This is a genomic window from Candidatus Zixiibacteriota bacterium (assembly GCA_035380245.1).
GTDB lineage: Bacteria > Zixibacteria > MSB-5A5 > GN15 > FEB-12 > DAOSXA01.
In genome coordinates this window covers 260,907-282,069 of sequence record DAOSXA010000003.1, presented here as the reverse complement: position 1 = coordinate 282,069, position 21,163 = coordinate 260,907, and the positions used below count along the sequence as shown (strand labels likewise).

The 21,163-nt window shown below is 52.4% G+C and carries 14 protein-coding genes; 12 read left to right on the top strand and 2 right to left on the bottom strand.

All coding sequences use genetic code 11. The features are described 5' to 3' along the window. Window positions 1-12 precede the first annotated feature (12 nt). Complete coding sequence (locus PLF13_11520) at window positions 13-435, bottom strand: archease (protein ID HOP07905.1); 423 nt, start codon at window positions 433-435, stop codon at window positions 13-15. A gap of 371 nt (window positions 436-806) precedes the next feature. Between PLF13_11520 and PLF13_11515 the strand changes: the two genes are divergently transcribed. The 9 genes from PLF13_11515 to PLF13_11475 are packed head-to-tail and all read left to right on the top strand — an operon-like array spanning window position 807 to window position 16,183. Continuing rightward, the gene (locus PLF13_11515; protein ID HOP07904.1) at window positions 807-4,772 is read left to right on the top strand and encodes a T9SS type A sorting domain-containing protein; all 3,966 of its coding nucleotides are present in this window, start codon (window positions 807-809) and stop codon (window positions 4,770-4,772) included. Continuing rightward, window positions 4,769-6,739, top strand: a complete 1,971-nt coding sequence (locus tag PLF13_11510) for a hypothetical protein (GenBank protein ID HOP07903.1) — start codon at window positions 4,769-4,771, stop codon at window positions 6,737-6,739. Before PLF13_11515 ends, PLF13_11510 begins: the two co-directional genes overlap by 4 nt. Further along, window positions 6,739-8,748: a hypothetical protein gene (locus PLF13_11505; protein ID HOP07902.1), complete on the top strand. Its 2,010-nt coding sequence runs from the start codon at window positions 6,739-6,741 to the stop codon at window positions 8,746-8,748. The genes PLF13_11510 and PLF13_11505 overlap by 1 nt, the downstream gene beginning before the upstream one ends. A gap of 40 nt (window positions 8,749-8,788) precedes the next feature. Next, on the top strand, window positions 8,789-10,135 hold the full coding sequence (locus PLF13_11500) for a MotA/TolQ/ExbB proton channel family protein (protein ID HOP07901.1): 1,347 nt from the start codon (window positions 8,789-8,791) through the stop codon (window positions 10,133-10,135). Between the two features lie 10 nt (window positions 10,136-10,145). After that, a complete protein-coding gene (locus PLF13_11495; GenBank protein HOP07900.1) occupies window positions 10,146-10,679 on the top strand; it encodes a hypothetical protein in 534 nt (177 codons plus the stop codon). Next, a complete protein-coding gene (locus PLF13_11490; protein HOP07899.1) occupies window positions 10,676-11,260 on the top strand; it encodes a hypothetical protein in 585 nt (194 codons plus the stop codon). The genes PLF13_11495 and PLF13_11490 overlap by 4 nt, the downstream gene beginning before the upstream one ends. Beyond that, entirely contained in the window at window positions 11,254-11,850 is a 597-nt protein-coding gene (locus tag PLF13_11485) for a hypothetical protein (protein HOP07898.1), read from the top strand. Before PLF13_11490 ends, PLF13_11485 begins: the two co-directional genes overlap by 7 nt. Before the next feature lie 39 nt (window positions 11,851-11,889). Further along, window positions 11,890-14,967, top strand: coding sequence for a hypothetical protein (locus PLF13_11480; GenBank protein ID HOP07897.1), 3,078 nt, complete (start codon window positions 11,890-11,892; stop codon window positions 14,965-14,967). A gap of 16 nt (window positions 14,968-14,983) precedes the next feature. Beyond that, window positions 14,984-16,183 (top strand): protein DA1, encoded by a 1,200-nt coding sequence (locus PLF13_11475; GenBank protein ID HOP07896.1) that lies wholly within the window; start codon window positions 14,984-14,986, stop codon window positions 16,181-16,183. A 5-nt stretch (window positions 16,184-16,188) separates the two neighbouring features. On the opposite strand, the gene PLF13_11470 is transcribed toward PLF13_11475, so the two are convergent. Further along, window positions 16,189-17,358, bottom strand: coding sequence for a cation:proton antiporter (locus PLF13_11470; GenBank protein ID HOP07895.1), 1,170 nt, complete (start codon window positions 17,356-17,358; stop codon window positions 16,189-16,191). A gap of 270 nt (window positions 17,359-17,628) precedes the next feature. Between PLF13_11470 and PLF13_11465 the strand changes: the two genes are divergently transcribed. From PLF13_11465 to PLF13_11455, 3 genes are all read left to right on the top strand, one after another. Continuing rightward, window positions 17,629-18,150 (top strand): CBS domain-containing protein, encoded by a 522-nt coding sequence (locus PLF13_11465; protein ID HOP07894.1) that lies wholly within the window; start codon window positions 17,629-17,631, stop codon window positions 18,148-18,150. A gap of 164 nt (window positions 18,151-18,314) precedes the next feature. After that, entirely contained in the window at window positions 18,315-19,727 is a 1,413-nt protein-coding gene (locus tag PLF13_11460; protein HOP07893.1) for an SLC13 family permease, read from the top strand. Window positions 19,728-19,978: 251 nt separating this feature from the next. Next, window positions 19,979-21,160 carry a tetratricopeptide repeat protein gene (locus PLF13_11455; protein ID HOP07892.1) on the top strand — a complete coding sequence of 394 codons (1,182 nt, stop codon included), beginning with the start codon at window positions 19,979-19,981 and terminating at the stop codon, window positions 21,158-21,160. The last annotated feature ends 3 nt before the right edge of the window (window positions 21,161-21,163 follow it).

Sequence of the window (21,163 nt, the reverse complement as noted above, 5' to 3'; positions counted from 1 at the left end):
TGCATAAGAGGACTACACATCGAGCACAACCTTCACATGGGCCTGATTGTCGTCGGTCGCCTCAGCTATCTCCATCATGTGATACGAAACACCCTTGACATGATAACCCTCTATATTAGTCGATTCGGTGAGCCTCTCCCCCATTACTTCCGCCCTGAGTCCGGTATCGCCAACCAGTTGAACCTTGGCTCTTTGTCCAACGAACCGCTCCGTTTCGAAGAGGAACAACAATTGTGATAAGAAACCGACCAGGAGGCCCTCACGATCCACCGATTCGATTTCGAAGACAATGTGATCGGAGTCGGCGCATTCCATCTCCCCGGTGATAACATCCCAAAGCGCGACGGCGGCACACGAGAACGCCTCATCCAGAGTAGCCCCGCGTGCGATGAAACCGATATCGGCGGTATGTTCGAACATTTCATAGCATCGCATTGAATTATCCCGGTTTTGGACGGTAACAGGTATACATGATAGGATGCGATGACTGTATCCGTCAACCGCAAAGAGACCAACGGAGAGGAGATAAAGCCGTTTATTGAGAAGCTAAGACGTGTATAAAACGGAATGCGAACCGAGTAGCGCCATTTTCCCGTTGACAGATCGCACGATACACGTTTTATTTATCGAACGTTTCCAATGGGGACATGAGGATCGCGCAACTTTGGAAGAGAGCATTCCCCAATGCAGGGATTATATGGTACTGGGAGAGCATTGAGAGGGCAACTCCGAGCTAATGTATATGTCTTACTTTTATAACCCGCCAAGTTGATGAAATCACACGGGAGGAGGCATCCAGTTTCGTAATGATCTATAGAGAATTCTATCGCCGGTTGTTGCTTCCGGCGTTATTCATTGGACTCTGGTTATCAGCATCTATCGTTCAGGCGCAGATCTGTGATATACCCGAAGTCGGCTCACTTCCGACCTACCAGTCGGGGACGGCAGTCACTGTTCAGATGATCCCGGCGGAAAACGCCGACCTGACCGAGGTTTGCTATTTCGATCAGGCCGATGGCATCATCAGGGGTTGCTACAATCCGGACAAGTTGCTGAGTCAGGCGGTTGATACTACGGCGGTAGTGTTTGAGAATCTCCTCGATGGACACACCTACGGCTTTTTTGCCAAAGCCTATTGCCCGGATCTTGCCGATACAAGCTTTTCCGACACCGTTTTCACGACGCTGGACAACAGCCCTCCCGATAGCGTTAAGTTTGATTCTACCGGCGCCGGACCGGTTCGGGCCCGAGCCTCTTACGGGGGCGTGGTCTCAGTTGACTGGCTTGGAGCTGTCGATGCGATCAGCGGTGTTGTGGAGTATGAGCTTCAGCGAAAAATCGGATCGAACGATTGGTCCGTGATCGACACTGTCAGCGACACTTCCCCGGACAATACTTATCTCTACCAGGAAACACTGGCCGGCGACGTCGGACTGATTGAGGGCGTTACCACTTTCTATGAAATGATCGCCATCGATGCCGTCGGCAACCGGCGCGGCGGTCGAGCCACAGCCGGCGTCATGCCTGATTCTTCAGCGCCTCCCACTCCAACTCTGACAGTCGGTTATGATTACGACAACGGTTCCACTCGCTTTATCAAGGGACTCAATATAGAGATGACGGGAGCCTCCAACGCCGTCGCACCAGCCGAAAAAGCCGATTCAATCAGGTTTGAGATCGCTCGCGACAGCCTGAAGTATTTTACGACCGGCGACTCCGCCTGGAGCTTTTTTACCACCGGATGGATAACCTACACGCCCTCGTCCATTTCGCGGACACTGAGCATGCTTCCCCCCGACCACGACTCGGCCTATGTCAACGGCCATACCTATTACGTGCGTTGTAAGGCCAAAGATAAGCTAGGTCATGAAAGCGACTGGTCCGACGCACTGTCGGTGGTGATGGACCCGTTTCCGCCCGGAGATATATCCAACCTGGCGGTCACGCCCAATCCTTATATAGAGGGTGTCGACAGCGCGGCCATGCTCGTAACCTGGGATGCGGCTTTTGAAGCGGTCAGCGGACTCGACTGGTATTATGTGTACCGCTCAACGACGGCTGGAAACTGGGGCGCTCCAGTCGATTCCGTTCCCGGGGATCAGGTCGTGTATCGTGATTATTATTGGGATGTCGACGGTCTGGTTCGGACTCGTTATTATTATCGCATTCTGTCGAAGGACAAAGCGGGTAACTACCGCACAACCACTAGTTGGACCGGCGATGACTTCCCGCATCTTCCTCCGGAACTCATTTCACTCAGTTGCGATACGATCGTAGATGGACGCTGCTATCGCGGTCAGTCCACTTTCTGGGCATATTGGAATGTTCTCAACGATACAACTAATGCCGCTCGCTATAATTTACAATGGAACGGCAACGATGTCGCTATCGATGATCTGACAACGGATGATATTGAGATTGACACCGAAGAGGACTCTTCTCGCGTGCGTGTGCGCATCCAGACGGTGTTCAACGACAGCACCCGCAGTCGCTGGTCGGCCGACCAAATGGTTACGATCTGGGCGGTTGATCCGCCTCAATTGGCTGATCTCACTGTCACGAACCAGCATGCGACTGAGTCCTACCTTGGCAATATCTATGTCAACTGGGAAAAACCTGACCGGCCGGACATATACGCCTACCATATATTTCGAAGAAATACCCCCGATGTCTGGCTCTCGGTTACGACACAATCGGCGGTGCCGTTTGATAGTTCCGACTACACCGACCACTACGACGCAGGTCCTTTGACCACTTACGAGTGGTACGTCTATTGCGTGGTTCCGGTCAACTGGGTCGGCCGCGAAGCACCGCTCAAGCTGCCGATCGATTCGGCCTTCTGTAATCGTGCGCCGGTTATCGACAGCACCATCACCGGGGCCGACAGTATCAAGATTTTCTGGACTCGCCCTACACCCAACCTGGCCGAAAGCTGGGGCAACCGGATTGAAATAACCTATCTCAGAGAAGATGCCGATCCTGAGGTCTGGTTGGACAGCAACTATATGCGGTCTTTCTATACTCTTCCGAATCTCAGCGCCGTCAATGATACCGGCCGCTATGTTTTCCGCGTGCAGGAATACGAACGCGAGGCTGACTTGATTGAAAACGCGACGGACTCTATTATGGAGACGGCCTGGTCGCAACCCTGCACCGTTCCTTATATGACACTCCCGGCATCACCGCAAGCTCTCACGACGGTACCGCAACCGCTCGATCCCGATTTGATCGGAACGAGTGCCGCAAGCATATATGTGAGTTGGGATTTCGTGCGCCCGAGTCTTATCGATTCATTTCGGGTCAGCCGAACCGGTCTCGACACGACGATCACAGCCGATGATCTGCAAACCAGCTACGGCTTCATGGACAGCGGCCTGAACGAAGGCGTGGACTACCGCTATACGGTTCGGGCAATCGATAAATTCAGCCAACCCGGTAATGCGGTCGAGACTACGGCGCGGGTACAGCCGATTTGGGCCTACACACCGCAAGTCGTTCCGATCTCACCCCGATATTTCAATGCCTCGTCGTTGACTTTTCGCTGGTATTGGCTCGACGAAAACTACGCCCCGGCCCAGAATTTCACTTACGGTGCTGATTCCGTGGTAATCCAAGTCAGTCTCTGGCCGGGATTCGATGCCTTACCGATGCTGGAGACACGAGCAGCCGCTCTTGATACTCCTCTCACGGTCAATTTGGGGCCAACCGGCGTCAACAACGATAACAACATGCTTTATTTCAGAATCCGGGGGATCGATCGGTTCGGTCATCAGTCCGCATCGTTGTGGTCAACCGATTATTTCACGGATACGGTGAGTGCTTTCCTTGACGCCCGTCCGCCGGAAGCAGTAACGAATTTGTCGCTTGACAGTTCGCGGGCAGTGATAACTCCCGATGAGGATTCAATCGCCGTCTACCTCACCTGGCCGCAGGTAGCCGATCGCGGCGGCAGCGGACTGCAACATTACAATATCTATCGGACCGATCCCGATCGGAGCGAGTTCCACCTGTATGCCATAACGGAGGATACGGTATTTATCGACGGTGTCCGCGTCGGGAATGCCTCCAATTGTGACTACAACTATCGTATTCAGGCGGTCGATTCGGTCGGCAACGAGCAAACGGTGGACAATAATGAGGTCTGTCTGGAGGTGCTTACATGCCCGAGTGTTCTGTCGGACAGCCTGAGTGTAAGTTCTCGCAAGTTGACGGTTTTCTGGCACCACAATGATGCCTTACCCGCCGACAGCTTCCGACTGGAGGCCGCTTCGCACCCGAACCATTTCTCGTTGGGTATCCCGGAAGAGGCCGGCAACTTCGGAGTCGTACCCGGTACGGATACCAGTTTCACGTTCCCTAACGCCTGGGATCCTTCCATCACAACGGTCTATTACCGCATTAAAGCAATCCGCGGTATCAACGAGAGCGGTTGGACCGACAGTGCATGGACCATTGCGACGGATGTTACAGAGAATGAGAACACACCGATCCCGACCACATGGACTCTCGATCAAAACTATCCCAATCCATTCAACCCGGTAACCGACATACCTTTCGGCTTGCCGTCACGCTGTCACGTAAATCTGACAGTATATAACATTCTCGGCATGACGGTAACCTGTCTGGTTGACGAGGAATTACCGGCCGGTAATTACATTGCCACCTGGGACGGTACGAATACTGAAGGTTGCCAGGTTGCCAGTGGAATTTATTTCTATCGACTGGAATACGGGTTGGGGGCTATCAACAAGAAGATGGTGTTGATTCGATGAAGAACTTGCTAAAGCTGCTGTTCATATTTACGCTTATCCTGACGGTGTCAGCGGACTTCGCTATAGCCCAATTGCCCCAGGTAGAACCTCTCCCGGACTACACCAAGGGTGACTATCAAATAGTAACCTGGCACCCGGGGAGTTGGATCGATTCCAGTGATGTCAGCGCATTTCTCTTAGAATGGTCGCGCAAAGCAACCTTCTCCCCTCTCCTGGATGCCGCTAAGAATATCGACCTCTCAGAAACGGTGATCATCCGTATACCTGAGGACGCCGAGGGGATCCTGCTGCCGGAGGATACGATCTGGTATCGCGTGGTTGCCGTGAAAGGGGTCAACACACGGATATACTCAGAGCCTCGTGCCTCCGTTCAGGACCAAACTCCACCCATCCTTAGCACAATAGAACTGCTCGCAGACGGTCAGCCGGTTGGGGAGATGACGAACAACAGCAACCTCACCGCGTCTTTCAGCCTCGAAGAACCGGCCGGACTCGATACGGTCGGCCTCTATTACCGTATCGTGGGGATGACGACCTGGAGCTTGCTTACGTCCTGGCCCACTCCCGGCACATTGGATTTCGAATACGATCTATCAAATCTTATTATCTCAACCGGCGACAACTTTTATCAATTCGCAGTCGGCGCGATGGATTTGGCCCGGCCTGCAGGCTGGCCGGATTCCACCGGACCGGGCAACGAATTGACACCTTCCGATTCTGATATTTCTGTTGGATTCGACCGAACTTCGCCCACAGCTTCAATAGACATCACCCGACTGGACAGCCTCTATGCGGTCGACAGCGTCATGTTGTACTGGAGTGCAAGCGACCTGAACACACCGTACTACTCCGGTCTGGACGAAGTTACGTTGATATGGTCGGCGTATGACTCCCCTTCCGATGAGTTAATACACACCGATACTTTGCCGCTAGGCACCGGCGGCGGGGCGGCGGCGCTGGCTGATTCGGCGATTTTCGATTTCGATTACGATAACGCTTATTATGTATTCAGGATTGAAGCAAAGGACCGGGTTGGTAATATCTATACGTCAACTCCGTACGATTCAGTTCGAGTGCAAAAGGGACTACAAGCCGGTTTAACCTTGTATGATCGGTTAGATCCCAACGACACTGAGTATGTTGACTCACGCACGGTTGGCGTGACTGTTGCCGTTCCGGGTGCATCACGGGCCGATTCACTTTATCTGTGCACCAGCCTTGATCCGGGCAGTATCAATACATGTAGAAGATATCACGATGTACCCTTGCCGTTCGATACGGTTTATACCTTCGCGGGAGACTCGACTCAGGGTTTGTATCTCCAGGCCTGGGTCGGGGGAGCGTTGTTGACCGACCATGCGGAAATCACAGTTGACCCGTTTGCTCCCGAAGACGTTTCCATTGTACTGTTGACTACATCCGGTTCCGGCTCTGTGATTCAAATGCGTTTTGAAGGAATCGAGCGACCATTCGGAGAATTGCAGGCGGCGATTGTCTGGGAAGAAGGTCTTCAATACGATCCGCAGGTATTGCCGCTCTCATCGTTCAATGAAACGGTAACTTTTCGTCTCAGCGAAGGCTTCGATGAAAAGATTATTCTTGCCCGGTTGGAAGATCGCGCCGAAAACAGGAGTGAGATCGCTCAAACGAAATTCCTGAGGATTGACAAACCACACAGTTTCCCGAATCCGTTCAATCCCGACGAAGGGCAATCGGCACAGCTGGTTTTCCTGGCCGAGGACAATACCGACATCACCATCTCGATATATGATCTGCTCGGCAATCTCGTGCTCGAGCGAACAGTTCCGGCCGGTACGGCCGGTATTAAATCCGGAGAAAGTGATCCCAATTTTCGCTGGGACGGGCATAACGGCCGGGGTGAAGCGGTTGCCGGGGGAGGTTATATCTGCGTTCTGGAACAGAACGGATCGCAGATTGGCACTATCAAGATTGCGGTGGTGCGATAATGGGAAGGCACACACTGCTCAACAACATGATAAAACGACCGACGCTGGTTGTTCTTACACTGAGCTTCCTGATCGGTATTATTTTCATTCCGATGGTATCGGCTGAAGACGGTGACGCCGGGCAGGCCGGTGAGTTCCTTCGTTACGGTGTCTCGGTTCGTTCGCTTGGCATGGGGCGAGCCTATGTCGCTCTGTCGGACGACGCCGGAGGTTTGTTCTACAACGCCGCCGGGCTGCTTCGCGCACCACGAAAGCTCGACGGGTATTTCATGTACTCACGACCGATGGGGCTGAGCACCTACGACTTCGTAGCTTTTGCTCTTCCCCGCCCCAACGTCGCGGCGACCGGCGGATTGGGCTGGCTGTACGGTCCGGAAACTGCCTGGGGAATCGCCGGGATCAATCTTTCCTCCGATGAATTCGACTTGCGTGATGAGAACAACAATTTAATCGGCGACGGTGAATTCGGGCTTTATCAGCAGGCTTTACTGGTTGGCTATGCCCGTGAGTTCACCGGTCCTGCGGGTGTGCTCGGATTGGGTATGACTTTCAAGATGATCAGCCAGGGCATTCGCGACGCCGGGGATCGCGACGACTCGGATTTCGGTTTTGGTCTTGACCTCGGGGCACAGGTGCAACTGTTGAGCCCGCCGTTGATCAAGGATATCGCATCGTTGAAATTCCTGATCCCGTTGCGGCTCGGGATCAACGTTCAGAATTTAGTTCCCCCAAGCGTCGGTTTCGGCGGTGTCGATGACGACTACCCCACCTCGTTGCGTTTCGGCTGGAGCTATGCGATACAAGGACTTTTCGGGAACGACAGCCTCGGCCTGACGCTGGCAAACGATTACGAGAAGATTCTCGATGCTGAGCGCGGTATCGGCGTATTCGCCGGTTTCGAACTGGCCTGGCGTCTCGATAACGCGGTAATCGCTCCTCGAGCCGGACTTAACAAAGTCGGCGACGATGAAGTCGAACCGGCCCTGGGAGCCGGCATCACCTGGCGCAAGGAGAAATTCGATCTGCGACTGGATGCCGCCTGGGGACACCATGATCGACTCGATGATGATTTCCGCATCTCTTTGACAGCTCAATTCGGCAAACGTCGCGACAGCCGATTCTTCGATGACGACTGTGATCCAACCCTGTCTTCACGCAATCGTCACTTGCATGTCGTAGCCAACTATCCCGTTGCGATGGATATCATTGACAAGGCCGCCACTAAACTCGCGACTGAAGAAGATGTCCCCAACAAGCGGCGCTACTACGATCTGATCAAGGGCTACGGGCTGGCGTATGAATTAGCCGCAGATGCACAGAAGTTGTTCCAACAAGCTGTGAACACAAATGACTCAACTACAGCGCATAACAAAGCTCAGGAAGCGGTCAGAGAATACGACAAGGCAAGGTCAAAAAACGAGCATACCGAAGCACAGATGGGCTCCCATAACATTCTGGCCTGCGGTGAATCATGGTTGATTATCGGTGCGGTTGCGGGACAACGAGACACCTCTGACGCTCTGACTAACGCCGAACGGCTGTTGAAACTCGCCGACGTTACGGATGAATCACAGTTCCTGCTGGGTACGGCGCTATCCATGCAGGGCAAGTACGATGAAGCCGCCGGGTATTTTGCGTCAGTGTCCGGGCTATCGGGGAAGAACAGCACCTTAACCGACCTGTCACACCTGAAGCTGGCTGAGTGTCAGGTCATGGGATCGACTGATAATTCGGCCCTGGAACGGACTCTGGCCGTATTGAAGAAAATGACGGAGGGGTATCATCTCGCTCTCGACAGCGAATACCCCAGATATAAAGTATATACCGACATGGAGCTGGCCGATGACGCTCAGCTCTGGTCGGCGCGTGTGCTCATGGAACTCGGCCGCGAGGAGGAAGCTTTACGTGCGGTCGCATCGGTCTGCCGTTTCTATTCGGACAAGGATGCGTGTGGCTATGCGGAAACGACGGAATTGATGCAAAGACTCATACAAAAGCTTCGTCGCTGAGGATTCGGGAAAGGATATGAACAGACTGTTCGGAGGACAGATGAAGACTACATTACAAAAAAAGTCAGCCCTGTTAAATCTGGTTATGGCAGGGATCGTGTTGGCAATCGCCGGGACGGCTCTCACCCAGGGAGATATTACCGGTACACACCCGGATATCGCTGTCTGTATAAGCGATGTACATTTTGCCGAAATCAACGATGACGGCGACACACGAGATCAATTGATAGTGAAATGGAAGGTGCAGACGGTACTCGACGGTGATTCAGCACAGCTGGATTTGAGCTATATCGACCATTCCGAGGTTCTTTACTCGACCACCGACAGCACTTTCACCAACCCGGCCAACTATCAAGTATTCAATGCCGGTGATACGGCTACGAAGTTCACAATCAGCAGCGGAATAGATCGCGACCTTGACTACCATTACATTCAGGTGCTGGTTTATTGGGGTGACAGCGTATACAAGAGTGAACCTTTCCGTAAGCTGGGACGGGAGTTCATCCCCCCCGACCGTTATACCCCGGCTGCTATCGTTTTTTGGTTGTTCTCCAGAGCCGGGTGGAACGATCCGCTCGATGTACTAAACAAATCGGGATTTCTCGGCCGCCGTGCGTTCGATGCTCTCGTGTTGTTTCTTTTCATCGGCTGTGTGCTCTTGCTCCCCCGCACCTGGTGGCTGTTCCGTTCCACACGATTGTTCGTGGTTAACCGCGACATCTCAGGATACAATGAATGCCAAACAGTTGCCGATAACGAAGCAAAACGACTGGACAATCCGGCTTACCGAGAGCCGTATAAAAATGCTATCGTCAATCATCTGTCCCGCTCGGCTTTCCACGGGCGCGTTCTCCGTTCCATCGCCGACCGTGTCCCTTCTTTCCTCGAAATAGCAGCTAGTAATAAACGGAAAACCGATGATATCCCCTCGGTCAAGCTGGTGCATTCGCTCTCGAATGCGATCAACAGCAAGCAAAATCTCGACGATGCCATCGATTTGCGTGTTTCGGCCGAATATGAAGACTTACGCAAACGAAGTCTCCTCGATGTCCTCTGGGCGCTCGGCGCTACCGCTCCATTGCTTGGGCTATTCGGTACCGTCACCGGTATCAGTTCAGCCTTCATGGAGATCAGTCATGGAGGAATCAGAGCGACACAGATTATGCAGAAACTGGGCGGCGGGATTTACGAGGCGCTCTGGACGACTATTTTCGGTTTGGTCTGTGGTATTTTGTTCATGATCCATTACTACTACTACAGCTATAAACTGGACCGCATTTACTCGGTCTGGACCAGTTTCGGCGCCGACGTGTGGGATACCATTAAAATACAGCCGGGCAACGATGTGAAACCGGCTGTCGAGAACAAGAATGTAACCGGTCAATAGGGATAAGTCGATGCCTCTGCAAAAACCAATGACTGCCAAAGAGTGGGAAATTGTCGGTTTGATCGACATCATATTTCTGCTCATCGTTTTCGGCGTGGTAATTGCGGTATTTGTCGGTACGACCTCGGAGGAACAGGTGCCTACGACAGTACCTCCCTTCCCCTATCTGACCCTGGCAATCGAACCCGCTCCGGACATAACCCAAGGCAGTGAGAACGATCACATGTTGTTGCGGGTGCTCAACGCTCCATTCGAAACCAGAGACACCATTTCATTCCAGCCGAACAGTAGTCTGGCGGCCATGTCGATGGAGGAATTCGCGACAACACCGGCAGGACGTTATATCGATTCCTGTCTGACCGAGTATGCCTACCATGTTGAGGAAGGTCGCGAAGGACTTCCCGGAAAAATCCGAGTGCGAGCTCATCCGGATACCAAGATGCGGATCATCAATTACATCTTTGAGGCTTGTTCCCAAAGGTATCCTTACATCGAGAACGTCAGCCTGGTCGCCTACGGCACCGGTGAGGAAGGGCAAATATGAGTTCCGCACTCAGACATCGTCGAGAACGACGCAAATGGATGCTCTTCCCTCTCATGGACCTGTTTTTCATTATTCTGTTGTTCTTCCTGGTGCTGACCTCGGGCGGTACGGGACAACAGTTCGAGGAAGAGCTCGGTAAAATGAACCGGGTACCCAAAACCGACTATGGCCGCGCACAGTTGTTGATCCAGCTTAAGGCCGGGGATTCCCTCCTCTGGATCGACAATCTTACCTTCCTGCAAATGGATTGGCGTTCCAACTGGAACCGCACAATCGGTAACAGCTCATACGGCCTGAGTGACTCGCTCGGGCTTTCGGAACGACTCGAAGAATTGATCGATGGTTCCAACTGTCTGAAGAAAGAGATAACAGCCGTTCTGCGCTGTCCGCCCGATGTCGATCTGAGCACAGTGATCAATCTGGAGAAACAATTCGATGCCATGGTGGCGCAGGCCAACAGCCGTGACACTTTGGGCATACAGCATAGTTTCCACGTCTGCCTGCAGGAGGGTTTTCCACAGGATATCAGTCTTGATCGGATCGATGAAGGCCAAAATGACGAGGTCAGGCTGTCATGGTAACCCTTAAGAATAAAACAAACGGGATACTCCCGGTCGTAATCATTTTAGGCTTGTTGCTTCTCGGTGGGATAGGATGCGAGCAGAAACTTCCCGAGACAGTATCCAGTTGTCAGCCCGAATTCGGAAGCGACACAACCTACACCGGCGGTCTGGCAGGGATCGTCTTAACACCGGGCGGAGAATGTACATTCCAGATCGACCAGGAGAACAGCCGCCGTTTTAACTTCCGAGGCTGGCTGTCGACCGCGAACAATCAAACGGTTGAATTCAGGATATATGTCGATCAACTGGCGATGGTGGACAAAGTTGAATTGCTCAACGGCAACGATTTACAAAACTGGGGCTCATTTTTCGAAATCGAGGATTTCGTTCTGAGTAATTGGAAGTTCAAGGACCCCTGCTATTACGGCTGGATCCGGTATGTTTTCGATCCTATCGGACAGCGAGTATTGATCGACCGAAGCGGACTGGTGGAAATCCCTTCCGGTTGGGAAGGCTGCGATCGCGGGATCGGCAACCTTCTGTGTTTCATTCGCAGCTACCGAGACGACTACGGTCACTGGCGACCTTCGATCCAGGTGGTAAACTGAGTCGAGCGTCTCGATGATAACGCTTATTGGGAGCTTTTGATGACAAGAGCACGGACAATACTTTTCGGCATTACTATTATTCTCCTGACCATGACCGTCACGGTTACGGCACAGGAACAGCCTCAAAGTAACATCAAGCCGGTGGACACTCTTCTGGCGGCACGGCAGACTTATGATTCGGCCCTGACCAGAAACGACAGCGATCAATTCGCTCGTGTGGCCCATCTGTACCTGCGTATGTATCGCCTGCTGGCTCCCAACAATCCATCCGGTCTTTCCGCTCATTATCCGACCTTGCAGGATAAATGTGCTTACCGTCGCGGCTGGTGTTTCTATCGCATGGCCGAGTTGGAGAGCAATCCCGTTTTATTCGACTCCGCTCGTACCTGGTTCGAGCGTGTACCGCGTGACGCCCAGGATACTGTTTATTGGTGGTCTCAAATCATGACCGCTGAGATCCTCGGTCAACAGGCGGTAACGGAAAAATACTATCTGCTGGATTCACTCGGCACATTGCCGTCCGAACAGGCCACGGAGATCGGAAAGACTCTCGATCAAACCGACGCTGTTTATGCCGGCATACTCGACCCTTATCAAACACCTTCCGACTCCGCAGGTGAACGTGTTCTTCTCGCGGCACAACTGCGGCGACTCGATCTCGCTTACGAGCGCGCCCGTTTGAAACTGGCGATCGGTGATACTGCCGGTGCCGCAGCAATCGTGCGTGATCTTGATTATCTGTCCGTGAAAACAGGAGAAACCGTTCAGGATCGCGATTTCGAGTCGATGACATCCTACGAAAATGCCTCACGTCTTGCCCTGCTTCGCCTGCTCAGCCCCAGCGATCAGGTTGCCGAGATGCGTTTCCGTGATGCCCGCAAAGGTCTTGGAGCCGATTCTCTGTTTTGGGATGCTACCGGTCGTTTCCTCAAAGAGGATTATCGCAATGCGCATAAACTCTTCGGTGTTGCCCGTGGGTTGGATGAATACAGCTATTGGCGAAGTTTCGCCGCTTTGCTTCTGGTCAACGCCCGTGAGTTCGAACATGCCCGTGACAGCTTCCAGACTTTCTACAGTCGTACCGAACGTCCTTCGGATTATAACAGCCGTCTGTCGGCATTACGTAACAGCGCCGCTCACAAACATCTTGTATTACAGGCAGCCTCTTTGCGCCGCAACGACAAGGCTTTACCCGATGAGAATCTACAGCGGTTGACGGCTGAGGATGTCAAATTCCTTTTGCGGGTAGGAGCATCGTTTACCAATTGGCTCGATAACTGCCTGTACCGGCTGGACACCTATCTCGATCATTATGCCGCCGAAGCCATGGATAACGACGCCGTTAACTTCTACGCCGGCATGGCTCGAACCCTCGAGGGACATCGCGATCTCGACTCGAGCACCTATGCCGACGCCGCTCGTATTCTCGAGAAAGTAGGGGGCAATAAGTATGCTCTGGAGGCACGCTATGTCGCGGCCCTGGACTGGGTGCCGGGACGAAATCTGGATCGAGCCATGGAGTTGCTCGAACCACTCGTGGAAGATAATCATTCCTGTCGAGCGCTGTTCGAGATAGGTCATATCCTGAACGTGAGAGCGATGGATGATCGCGGCGACTGTTGTCGCGCCGCCGCCATATTCACCTATCTGCGGGATTCCGTTTTCACCACCAATCCCGAGTACGTTTCGTTTTATAACGCTATCGACGGCTATACGAATTACCTCTCACGTCGCTGCAGTGATTGCGTGCAGATCGTCGACTTCGACCGCATCGACCTGGACAACTACAGCGCTGTGATTTGCCCCGACAGTCTGTTGATTGATACTATCGGAGGGATCGAGCAGATAGTGCTGTACGAGTCATTGGCCAAACCGGATCAAATCCCGCTGGCCTTTCGGCAGGAGTTCATTCGCATGATGCGGGTGTACGGTATGCCGAAAAAGTCAGTGTACATTGCAGCCGAGGACCGTGTCCTTACCGATTCCCGGTTCCCGGAACGGCGTTATGACGGCTTCGCGCTCGGCATTCCCGACGAGCCGTATATCGATGCTAACTGGCATCCGGTTATCGAACCGGTTGCCTCGGAGGGTGAACTCATTGCGGGACTGGCCCCATCGTTCGAGGCTCGCACCGTCGGCAAAGCGTCACCGCCCGTTACCGATCTGATCGAACTCCCCTGGATATCCGGTGGCGCTGAGTATAGCGGTGAAACAGTCCCGGTCAACCTGATCGACTCATCCGGCTACATTATCACTCACGACTCCATCCAGGTCCAGAAAGTGGTTGAGCTCACCGCCCATGCGTCAGGGTTCTATCCGACTCTCAGGCGAATAAGTTGCCCCGATCCACGACTCGCACCGTTCGCTTTCGCTCTGTCGCATCGTATTGAGTTATCCGAAAGCAAGGCCGACCGGGGTGATCGTTTTAACTCCTGGACCGGCCATAGGGATTACCTGGCCGTGCTGCAGGACAAAGAGATCGAAGCACCGACACCTCATAAGACACTTGTCGAAAAACTTAAAACCTTACCGAACTGGCGTGATTTCGCTTTCGATAAAATTCATAACCGCTATCTGGTCATTGACTGTGAGAAAACCGACCGTTTGATCGTATATGAAGGCGGCTCGCAATCCGAACTGCGGCTCTCCCCCGATCCGACTTCAAATATAAATGAACACCTGTTGTCAAGTCCTGAGGGCATCGCCGTGGACGAGGTCGGCAATATCTATGTGGCCGACTGGGGCAACAACCGCATTGCCGTCTTTAACGACTCCGGGATGTTTATTTGTGCCGTCACTAAAGGCGGTAACGACGGACAATCGCCGCTCCTTTTACCAACCAGGGTGGCAATTCAAGTCGACCGGAAGGGAGTCCCGATCGATCAAGAGAGATACGGGATCAACCGCACCTATCGCGACCGGTACATTATCGTTGCGGATCACAACGGCGTCTATCGCTATGACTCACACGGTAATTTTGTCGAGCGCATCATTGCCCCCGATTCGTTTAGTCCGAGCGGTTATCGAGCTTTGGGAGTGAGCGGTTACGGCTCAGCCACTACAATGGTCCTAAACGATCCGCGCATGACTGAACCGGTTGTCTATACAGCGAAATAGTCCGGGAGAAAATCCCGTGAAATTCCTTTCGATCATCACCCGCCACCGACTTGTATTGTCTGTGGCGGTATTGTTGGTTGGTGTCGGGACGTTGATATACGGCGCCTGCGACATGATTTGCGCCGGTTGCGGCAAACCCATTATCGGCGATTACATCGAAGTGGACGGCCGCGTGTATCACCCGGAGCATTTCGTCTGCGCCTATTGCGGTAAACCGATAGGCCGAGATCAATTCATTAAAATCGACAGTCTTTATTACCATAGCGACTGCTATCTCCAGAACCTCGCTCCCCGTTGTGTTGTCTGCAACAAGGTCATCGAGGGTGAATACTACGAAATCGACGGTAAACTTTATCACGCTTTGTGTTATGCCGAGAAAATCGCTCCTCGTTGTGCCGTGTGCGGCAAACCTATTCTTGACAGCCTCCAACGAGTAGACAGCCTGACGTATCATTACAACTGCTATTGGGATAGTGTGGTCGGCACATGCGCCTATTGCGGCGGAAGTATCAGGGATAGCTTTTATACCGACTATTGGGGTAATCGGTATCACGCCCGCCATCAGCATGATGCCATCGCCTGTGACTACTGTGGTCGATTGATCTCCGATAAGCTGACCGGCGGCGGAGTTCAGTACAGCGACGGTCGCAATGTATGCAACCTTTGCGCTAGTACTTCCATTACCGATCGCACCGAGGCTTATCGCCTGATGCTCGAAGTAGCCGACAGCCTGGCTCGGGACAACATCATAGTCAATACCGAGGATATTATCGTTAACCTGCTCGATCGCGACAACCTGCAAAAGAAAGGCGGCGGTATTGCTGAAATGAATTTCGGCATAACTCATGCGGAATATCATGAGTCAGATAAGAACAGAGAACTGGTTCAATTACAAATTGAAATACTATATGGTCTTCCTCGTACACTAGCCTATACCACCCTCGCTCATGAATTGATGCATGCCCGTTTATTTCAGAATCTTCACAGCCCCGCGAGTGATACTCTTACCGAAGGCTCCTGTCATTATGCCGCGTATTTAGCCCTTCACCGTCTTGACAGTGAGGACCGGGATTTCTACTCCGGCTGGATAGCGGATGATATAAATGCCGTGTATGGCGGGGGTTTTCGTCGTGTCAGAGAATTAGTCCGGGAAAAAGGATTCGATTTCTGGCTGGACTGGATTGACTCCTGCGATCAATTCCCGAATAGTTTCTGAACCTGCTATTCCTTCAGATATATCTCATGAGCACGGGAGAGCGCCAGACGTGTCAGGAACGGGCCGACACCTTCATAGACAATAACGGACGACAGAATCACTGTCCCGATCACTCTTCCAAGATCGGGATTCACCTCTGAAACCGTCAGGACCATCCCAATCGCCACTCCGGCTTGAGGCAGCAGTGCCATCCCCATCAAATTGGTAACCGCATCGGGAGCGCCCAGTTTACGCCCGGCCAGATAAGCTCCCAGATATTTCCCGAGCGGGCGAGTCACTAAATAAGCTATACCGAGTAAACCCAGATGCGCCATTGAATTCAGATGTAATGAAGCTCCCGAAAGTACGAAGAAAGCTATGTAGAACGGCATCTCGGTCTGGCGCAGTTCGGCATAGACGAGGCGATGCATCATTGAAAGATTGTTGGTTACGGCGCCGATAATCAGGCACACGATCAGGTAGGAAATCCCAAACGTTTTGGAAAGCCCGATCCCCAGTAAAAGACCGCCGATAATCACCAGAAGTAATTCAGAGAGATCATCGATCTTCTGCTCCCAGTAGGTGATCATCGCTCCAATCGTACCGCCGATGATGATCGAACCGGCCATTTCCTTGGCCAGCGATGCCAGAGTCACGAATCCCGGCTCACCGTGCAGATAAGAATACAACGCAAAGAACAGCCGGAACACGACCAGGCAAAAGATGTTGTTAAGCGCCACAACGGCGAGCAGATGTTCGGTTAAAGTTCCGCGCGTCCGGTACTCGCGAACTACCAGAAGCGTCACCCCGGGAGCGGTAGCGATACTGATCGATCCCAGGAGAACCGCTAGGCCATAGTCGCCGGTAATGGCCAGCACGATCAGGAACACCAGAGTCATCGCCCCAAGGCTTTCGGCTGCGGCGATGAGAATAACCTGGCGACCGACCGCTCGCATTCGATTCAAGTCAACCTCTCCCCCGATGGCGAACAGGATCATCCCCAAAGCGATATCGTTAATCATGTGAATGTCGCTGAGGGTAGTATCGGAAATCAATCCTATGACCGAGGGACCAAAAACAAGCCCGACAATCATATAACCGGTAACCTTGGGTATTCCGACCCGGTGGGAGAGTTTTCCCCCCAACAACCCCAGGAGAATGACCATGCCTACACTGAAGAGCTCGTCAATTTCCATTATTCATGATCCTGATTTCGCTTGACGATTTGAGGATAGAGAGAGCTCGTAACAAAGTCAACTTAAGACATAGGTCGTAAACACCCCGATCATGAACCGGCGCCGGGGCGATTGTGATAGAAAGTGCTTGCCCGCCAAGCAGAACCCTGCTTATCTTTGCGGCCAAACCGATAAATAAGCCAAAATTCCGGCTACCCGTTTCAGTTCGAATGCGACAACCAAGTGGCCGATACGGCAACAAACCTTAAAGGCTGTCCCGAGGAGACACTAATGACCGACAAGTTGGCAGAGGATATCATGATCCCTCTGGAGAAATATCCGCACATTCCCCATTGGTTCACACTACGTCAGGCGATTGCGGAAATCGAGAACGCCGAGATCGAAATCAACGGCCGCAAGAGCCTTCCGCGCGCCCTCCTGGTTTTCGATGAGCGTTATCAACTGCTGGGAATCGTTCGGCGACGCGATATTCTGCGCGGGCTGGAGCCGACGTTCGCACATGAATCGGCCAAGACTCAGCGTAAGTTGTTCGATGTCGATGTTGATCCCGACTTGCTGGAACTGTCTTATACTCAGGATCCCGAAGCCTTTCGTAAACAAGCCGAGCAACCGATTAGTGTCGTGACCAAACCGATTGCCGCAACCGTGTCTTATGACAGCCATTTGGCGAAGATAATTCACATCATGGTCAACGAGGATTTGCATTTACTGCCGGTCGTGAAAGACAACCGTGTTGTCGGTGTAGTCCGCAGTGCTGATGTATTTCATGAGGTCGGCAAACTGCTTCTGTAAACGATATAGCATGATCATAAGCTGACGGAGTTGTAAGCAAGGTTATGAACGAAACCCCAAAAGGCCCCCCGTCCATGCCCCCCGGCGGCGCCAGTCTTCCTCCCAAACCGACAGATATCCACCTGGCTGAGGTCAAATCCGCTATCGACTGGAAGCGAATCTGTATGATGGCTCTCGGTCTGGTTCTGTTTTTTGCCGTTTATCTGTCGCCGGCCTGGCCGAACGCCGTTGATCCCGAGGGTAAAGAATTCGTCCTTTCACCGGAAGCTAAAGCCGCTCTCGGACTGTTTCTTTTGGCCGCCACCTGGTGGGTGTTCGAGGTTGTCCCTATCGGTATCACCTCGATCGTTATCGGAGTCGTTCAGGCCATGTTCCTGATTCGCCCGGCTCAGAAGGCTTTCACTGATTTTATGGTTCCTTCGGTCTGGTTCATTATCGGATCGATCGTCATCGGGATGGCTTTCACACGTACCGGTCTGACCAAACGGATGGCATATTCCATGCTCATGCTGGTAGGTGAACGGACTTCGATGATTTACCTTGGCTGCTTCATCATGACTGCCGGCCTGACCCTGATCATGGCTCATACTGCTGTAGCCGCGGCAGTTTATCCTTTGCTCATGGCTGTCTATGCCCTTTACGAACGCGGCAGTACCCCGACGAAATTCGGCAAAGGCTTGTTTATCGGCATGGCCTTCGTTGCCGGAGCAGGCAGCGTTATCACTCTCCTGGGAGCAGCTCGCGGAGCTGTGGCTATCGGCTTCTTCAACGACATTGTCGGTCGTGAGATATCATTCTTCGAGCTTTCGTACTACATGGCTCCAATCGGTATTGTCATGGTATTCATCCTCTGGGGATTGATGATGGTCCTGTTCAAACCGGAGCGAAGCAGGATCGACGGCTTGAGACATCGGGTCAAATCACTCAGCGAAAATCTGGGGAAGATCAGTCGAACTGAAATCGTTACTCTCGCAACTGTCGTTATCGTTATCCTGATGCTTAGTTTTCGGAAGTTCATTCCAGGTCTGGAGAACGTTGAAAAAAGCGCCATCATTCTGTTGAGTACGATCGTATTCTTCGCAACTCGTATCCTGAAAATCGACGACCTCGAAAACATCCCGTGGAATATCATTCTGCTGTTTGGCGGCGCCATGTCGATCGGTTTCTGCCTCTGGGAAACCGGGGCGGCCGAATGGCTCGCTATTATCTGGCTCGGTTTACTCAAGAACGCCGGGTGGCTGCTGTTTATTCTCGGAGTATCGCTGTTCGTTCTGATCATGACCAACTTCATCATGAACGTGGCGGCTATAGCCATATCATTGCCGGTAGCCCTGGTTATAGCCCCTTATCTCAACGTCGCTCCCGAAGTTATTCTGTTTTCATCTTTAACGGTGGCAGGTATGCCGTTCCTGCTCCTCGTTGGAGCTGCTCCAAACGCTATTGCGTATGAGTCAAGGCAGTTCACCAGTGGAGAGTTCCTTCGCGCCGGACTTCCGGCATCGGCAATCCTGATGGTGGTACTGGCCATCTTCGTGAGATTTATCTGGCCCTGGATGGGTATGCCGGTCACCATGTAAGGTGAGGTAATTATTGCGATATTAAAGACGCTCGCAATTGCGAGCGTTTTTGTTTATATTTCGTTAGGAAAAGCTAAGTTCTTGACTTAATTTCTTTTCCTTTGCATAATCAAAGGCTTGGATTAACTGATACAGCGATACGGCACATGGGAATCATAACCAAAATCGCGATCGGGGCTCTTGTTCTCATCGTTGCAGCGACTTCAACACCAGGTCAGCCTCCATATTCGGCGGAAGAGTTTTTAAGCTTTTTGAAGGCAACTTATGAACGCCACGAGAAGGATCTGGCTCCTTATCTTATTTCGCAACTGACTTTGTTCATTGATCTCTATCCTGATTCCGAGTTGTTGCCAGAGGCATATTTCTACCGGGCTCAAACCTGGCTGGATCGCAAAGACGAGTACCGTGCTTTTACTGATTTGATGCGCATCATGTTTATCTATTCCGAGTCGGATATCCGTGAATCAGCCAACTACAGCCTCAACTCCATCGTACAACGCGAGAAAGATTTCCAGACCATGCTTCCGGAGATTCGAGAGATACTCGACTCCTCACCTATCGTGCACGAAGAAGAACCTCAGTTTCTCGCTTATATTGAGTTCCTTTATTCCCTTGGCATCCCCAAACTGGTGCCCGCTCTGACCGATGTCGCCCACGAGTTCATTGCTCGCTATCCAAACAACAAAGCGGTAGGACAAATACACATCTGGCTGGCCCAATCCTGTGAAATCGGCAGTAATAATGCTTCTGCCGATGCCTCTTATCGCAAATATATTGCACTCTTCCCGGGAAGTGATTCACTGCCGATGATGAAGGTTCGCTGGGCGAATCATCTCTACTCTGCGATGAAACGCTCCGACACGGCGGTGATTATTCTGACCGATGTCATCAACCAACACCGGGATGTATCCGATGCCGGTGATGCTCTCTACCTGAGAGCACGCATACAAACGGACGAATATCGTAATTACGATGCGGCTATAGATGATGCTCGACGACTGGCTGATGAATATCCCGATCACATACGTGTTTATGACGCTCTGATGCTGATAGCTGATTTATATTCGGATCGGCTGCGTCGTTACCGTGAAGCGGTCAATACTTATGAGGAAGTGGTCCGTCGTTTTCCGCGAGATGAACGAGCGGTCACGGCCCTGATCAAGTCGGCCAAACTTTGTACGGACCGGCTGGAGTTGTTCGAAGACGCCGCGGAACGATATACCGCCGTTGCGGCAATGTTTCCGCACACACCTCGTGCAGCCGATTGCGCCTACGAAGCGGCTGAAATTTACGAGAAAGAGCTTGAGGATTGCCGGCGAGCATTGGTGGCCTATCAGTCGGTCGTTCGTCAGTTCTCCGGCACCCGTCAGGCTGAATCCGCCGGTAAGAAAGCCGAAAAGATCAAAGAGAGAATCGCCGACGGTGATTGTTGAACC

Coding starts and splice junctions, on each gene's coding strand:
- PLF13_11480 (HOP07897.1), top strand. CDS start 11,890: ATGACAAGAGCACGGACAATACTTTTCGGCATTACTATTATTCTCCTG.
- PLF13_11515 (HOP07904.1), top strand. CDS start 807: ATGATCTATAGAGAATTCTATCGCCGGTTGTTGCTTCCGGCGTTATTC.
- PLF13_11520 (HOP07905.1), bottom strand. CDS start 435: ATGCGATGCTATGAAATGTTCGAACATACCGCCGATATCGGTTTCATC.
- PLF13_11485 (HOP07898.1), top strand. CDS start 11,254: ATGGTAACCCTTAAGAATAAAACAAACGGGATACTCCCGGTCGTAATC.
- PLF13_11510 (HOP07903.1), top strand. CDS start 4,769: ATGAAGAACTTGCTAAAGCTGCTGTTCATATTTACGCTTATCCTGACG.
- PLF13_11505 (HOP07902.1), top strand. CDS start 6,739: ATGGGAAGGCACACACTGCTCAACAACATGATAAAACGACCGACGCTG.
- PLF13_11460 (HOP07893.1), top strand. CDS start 18,315: ATGATGGCTCTCGGTCTGGTTCTGTTTTTTGCCGTTTATCTGTCGCCG.
- PLF13_11465 (HOP07894.1), top strand. CDS start 17,629: ATGACCGACAAGTTGGCAGAGGATATCATGATCCCTCTGGAGAAATAT.
- PLF13_11470 (HOP07895.1), bottom strand. CDS start 17,358: ATGGAAATTGACGAGCTCTTCAGTGTAGGCATGGTCATTCTCCTGGGG.
- PLF13_11495 (HOP07900.1), top strand. CDS start 10,146: ATGCCTCTGCAAAAACCAATGACTGCCAAAGAGTGGGAAATTGTCGGT.
- PLF13_11490 (HOP07899.1), top strand. CDS start 10,676: ATGAGTTCCGCACTCAGACATCGTCGAGAACGACGCAAATGGATGCTC.
- PLF13_11500 (HOP07901.1), top strand. CDS start 8,789: ATGAAGACTACATTACAAAAAAAGTCAGCCCTGTTAAATCTGGTTATG.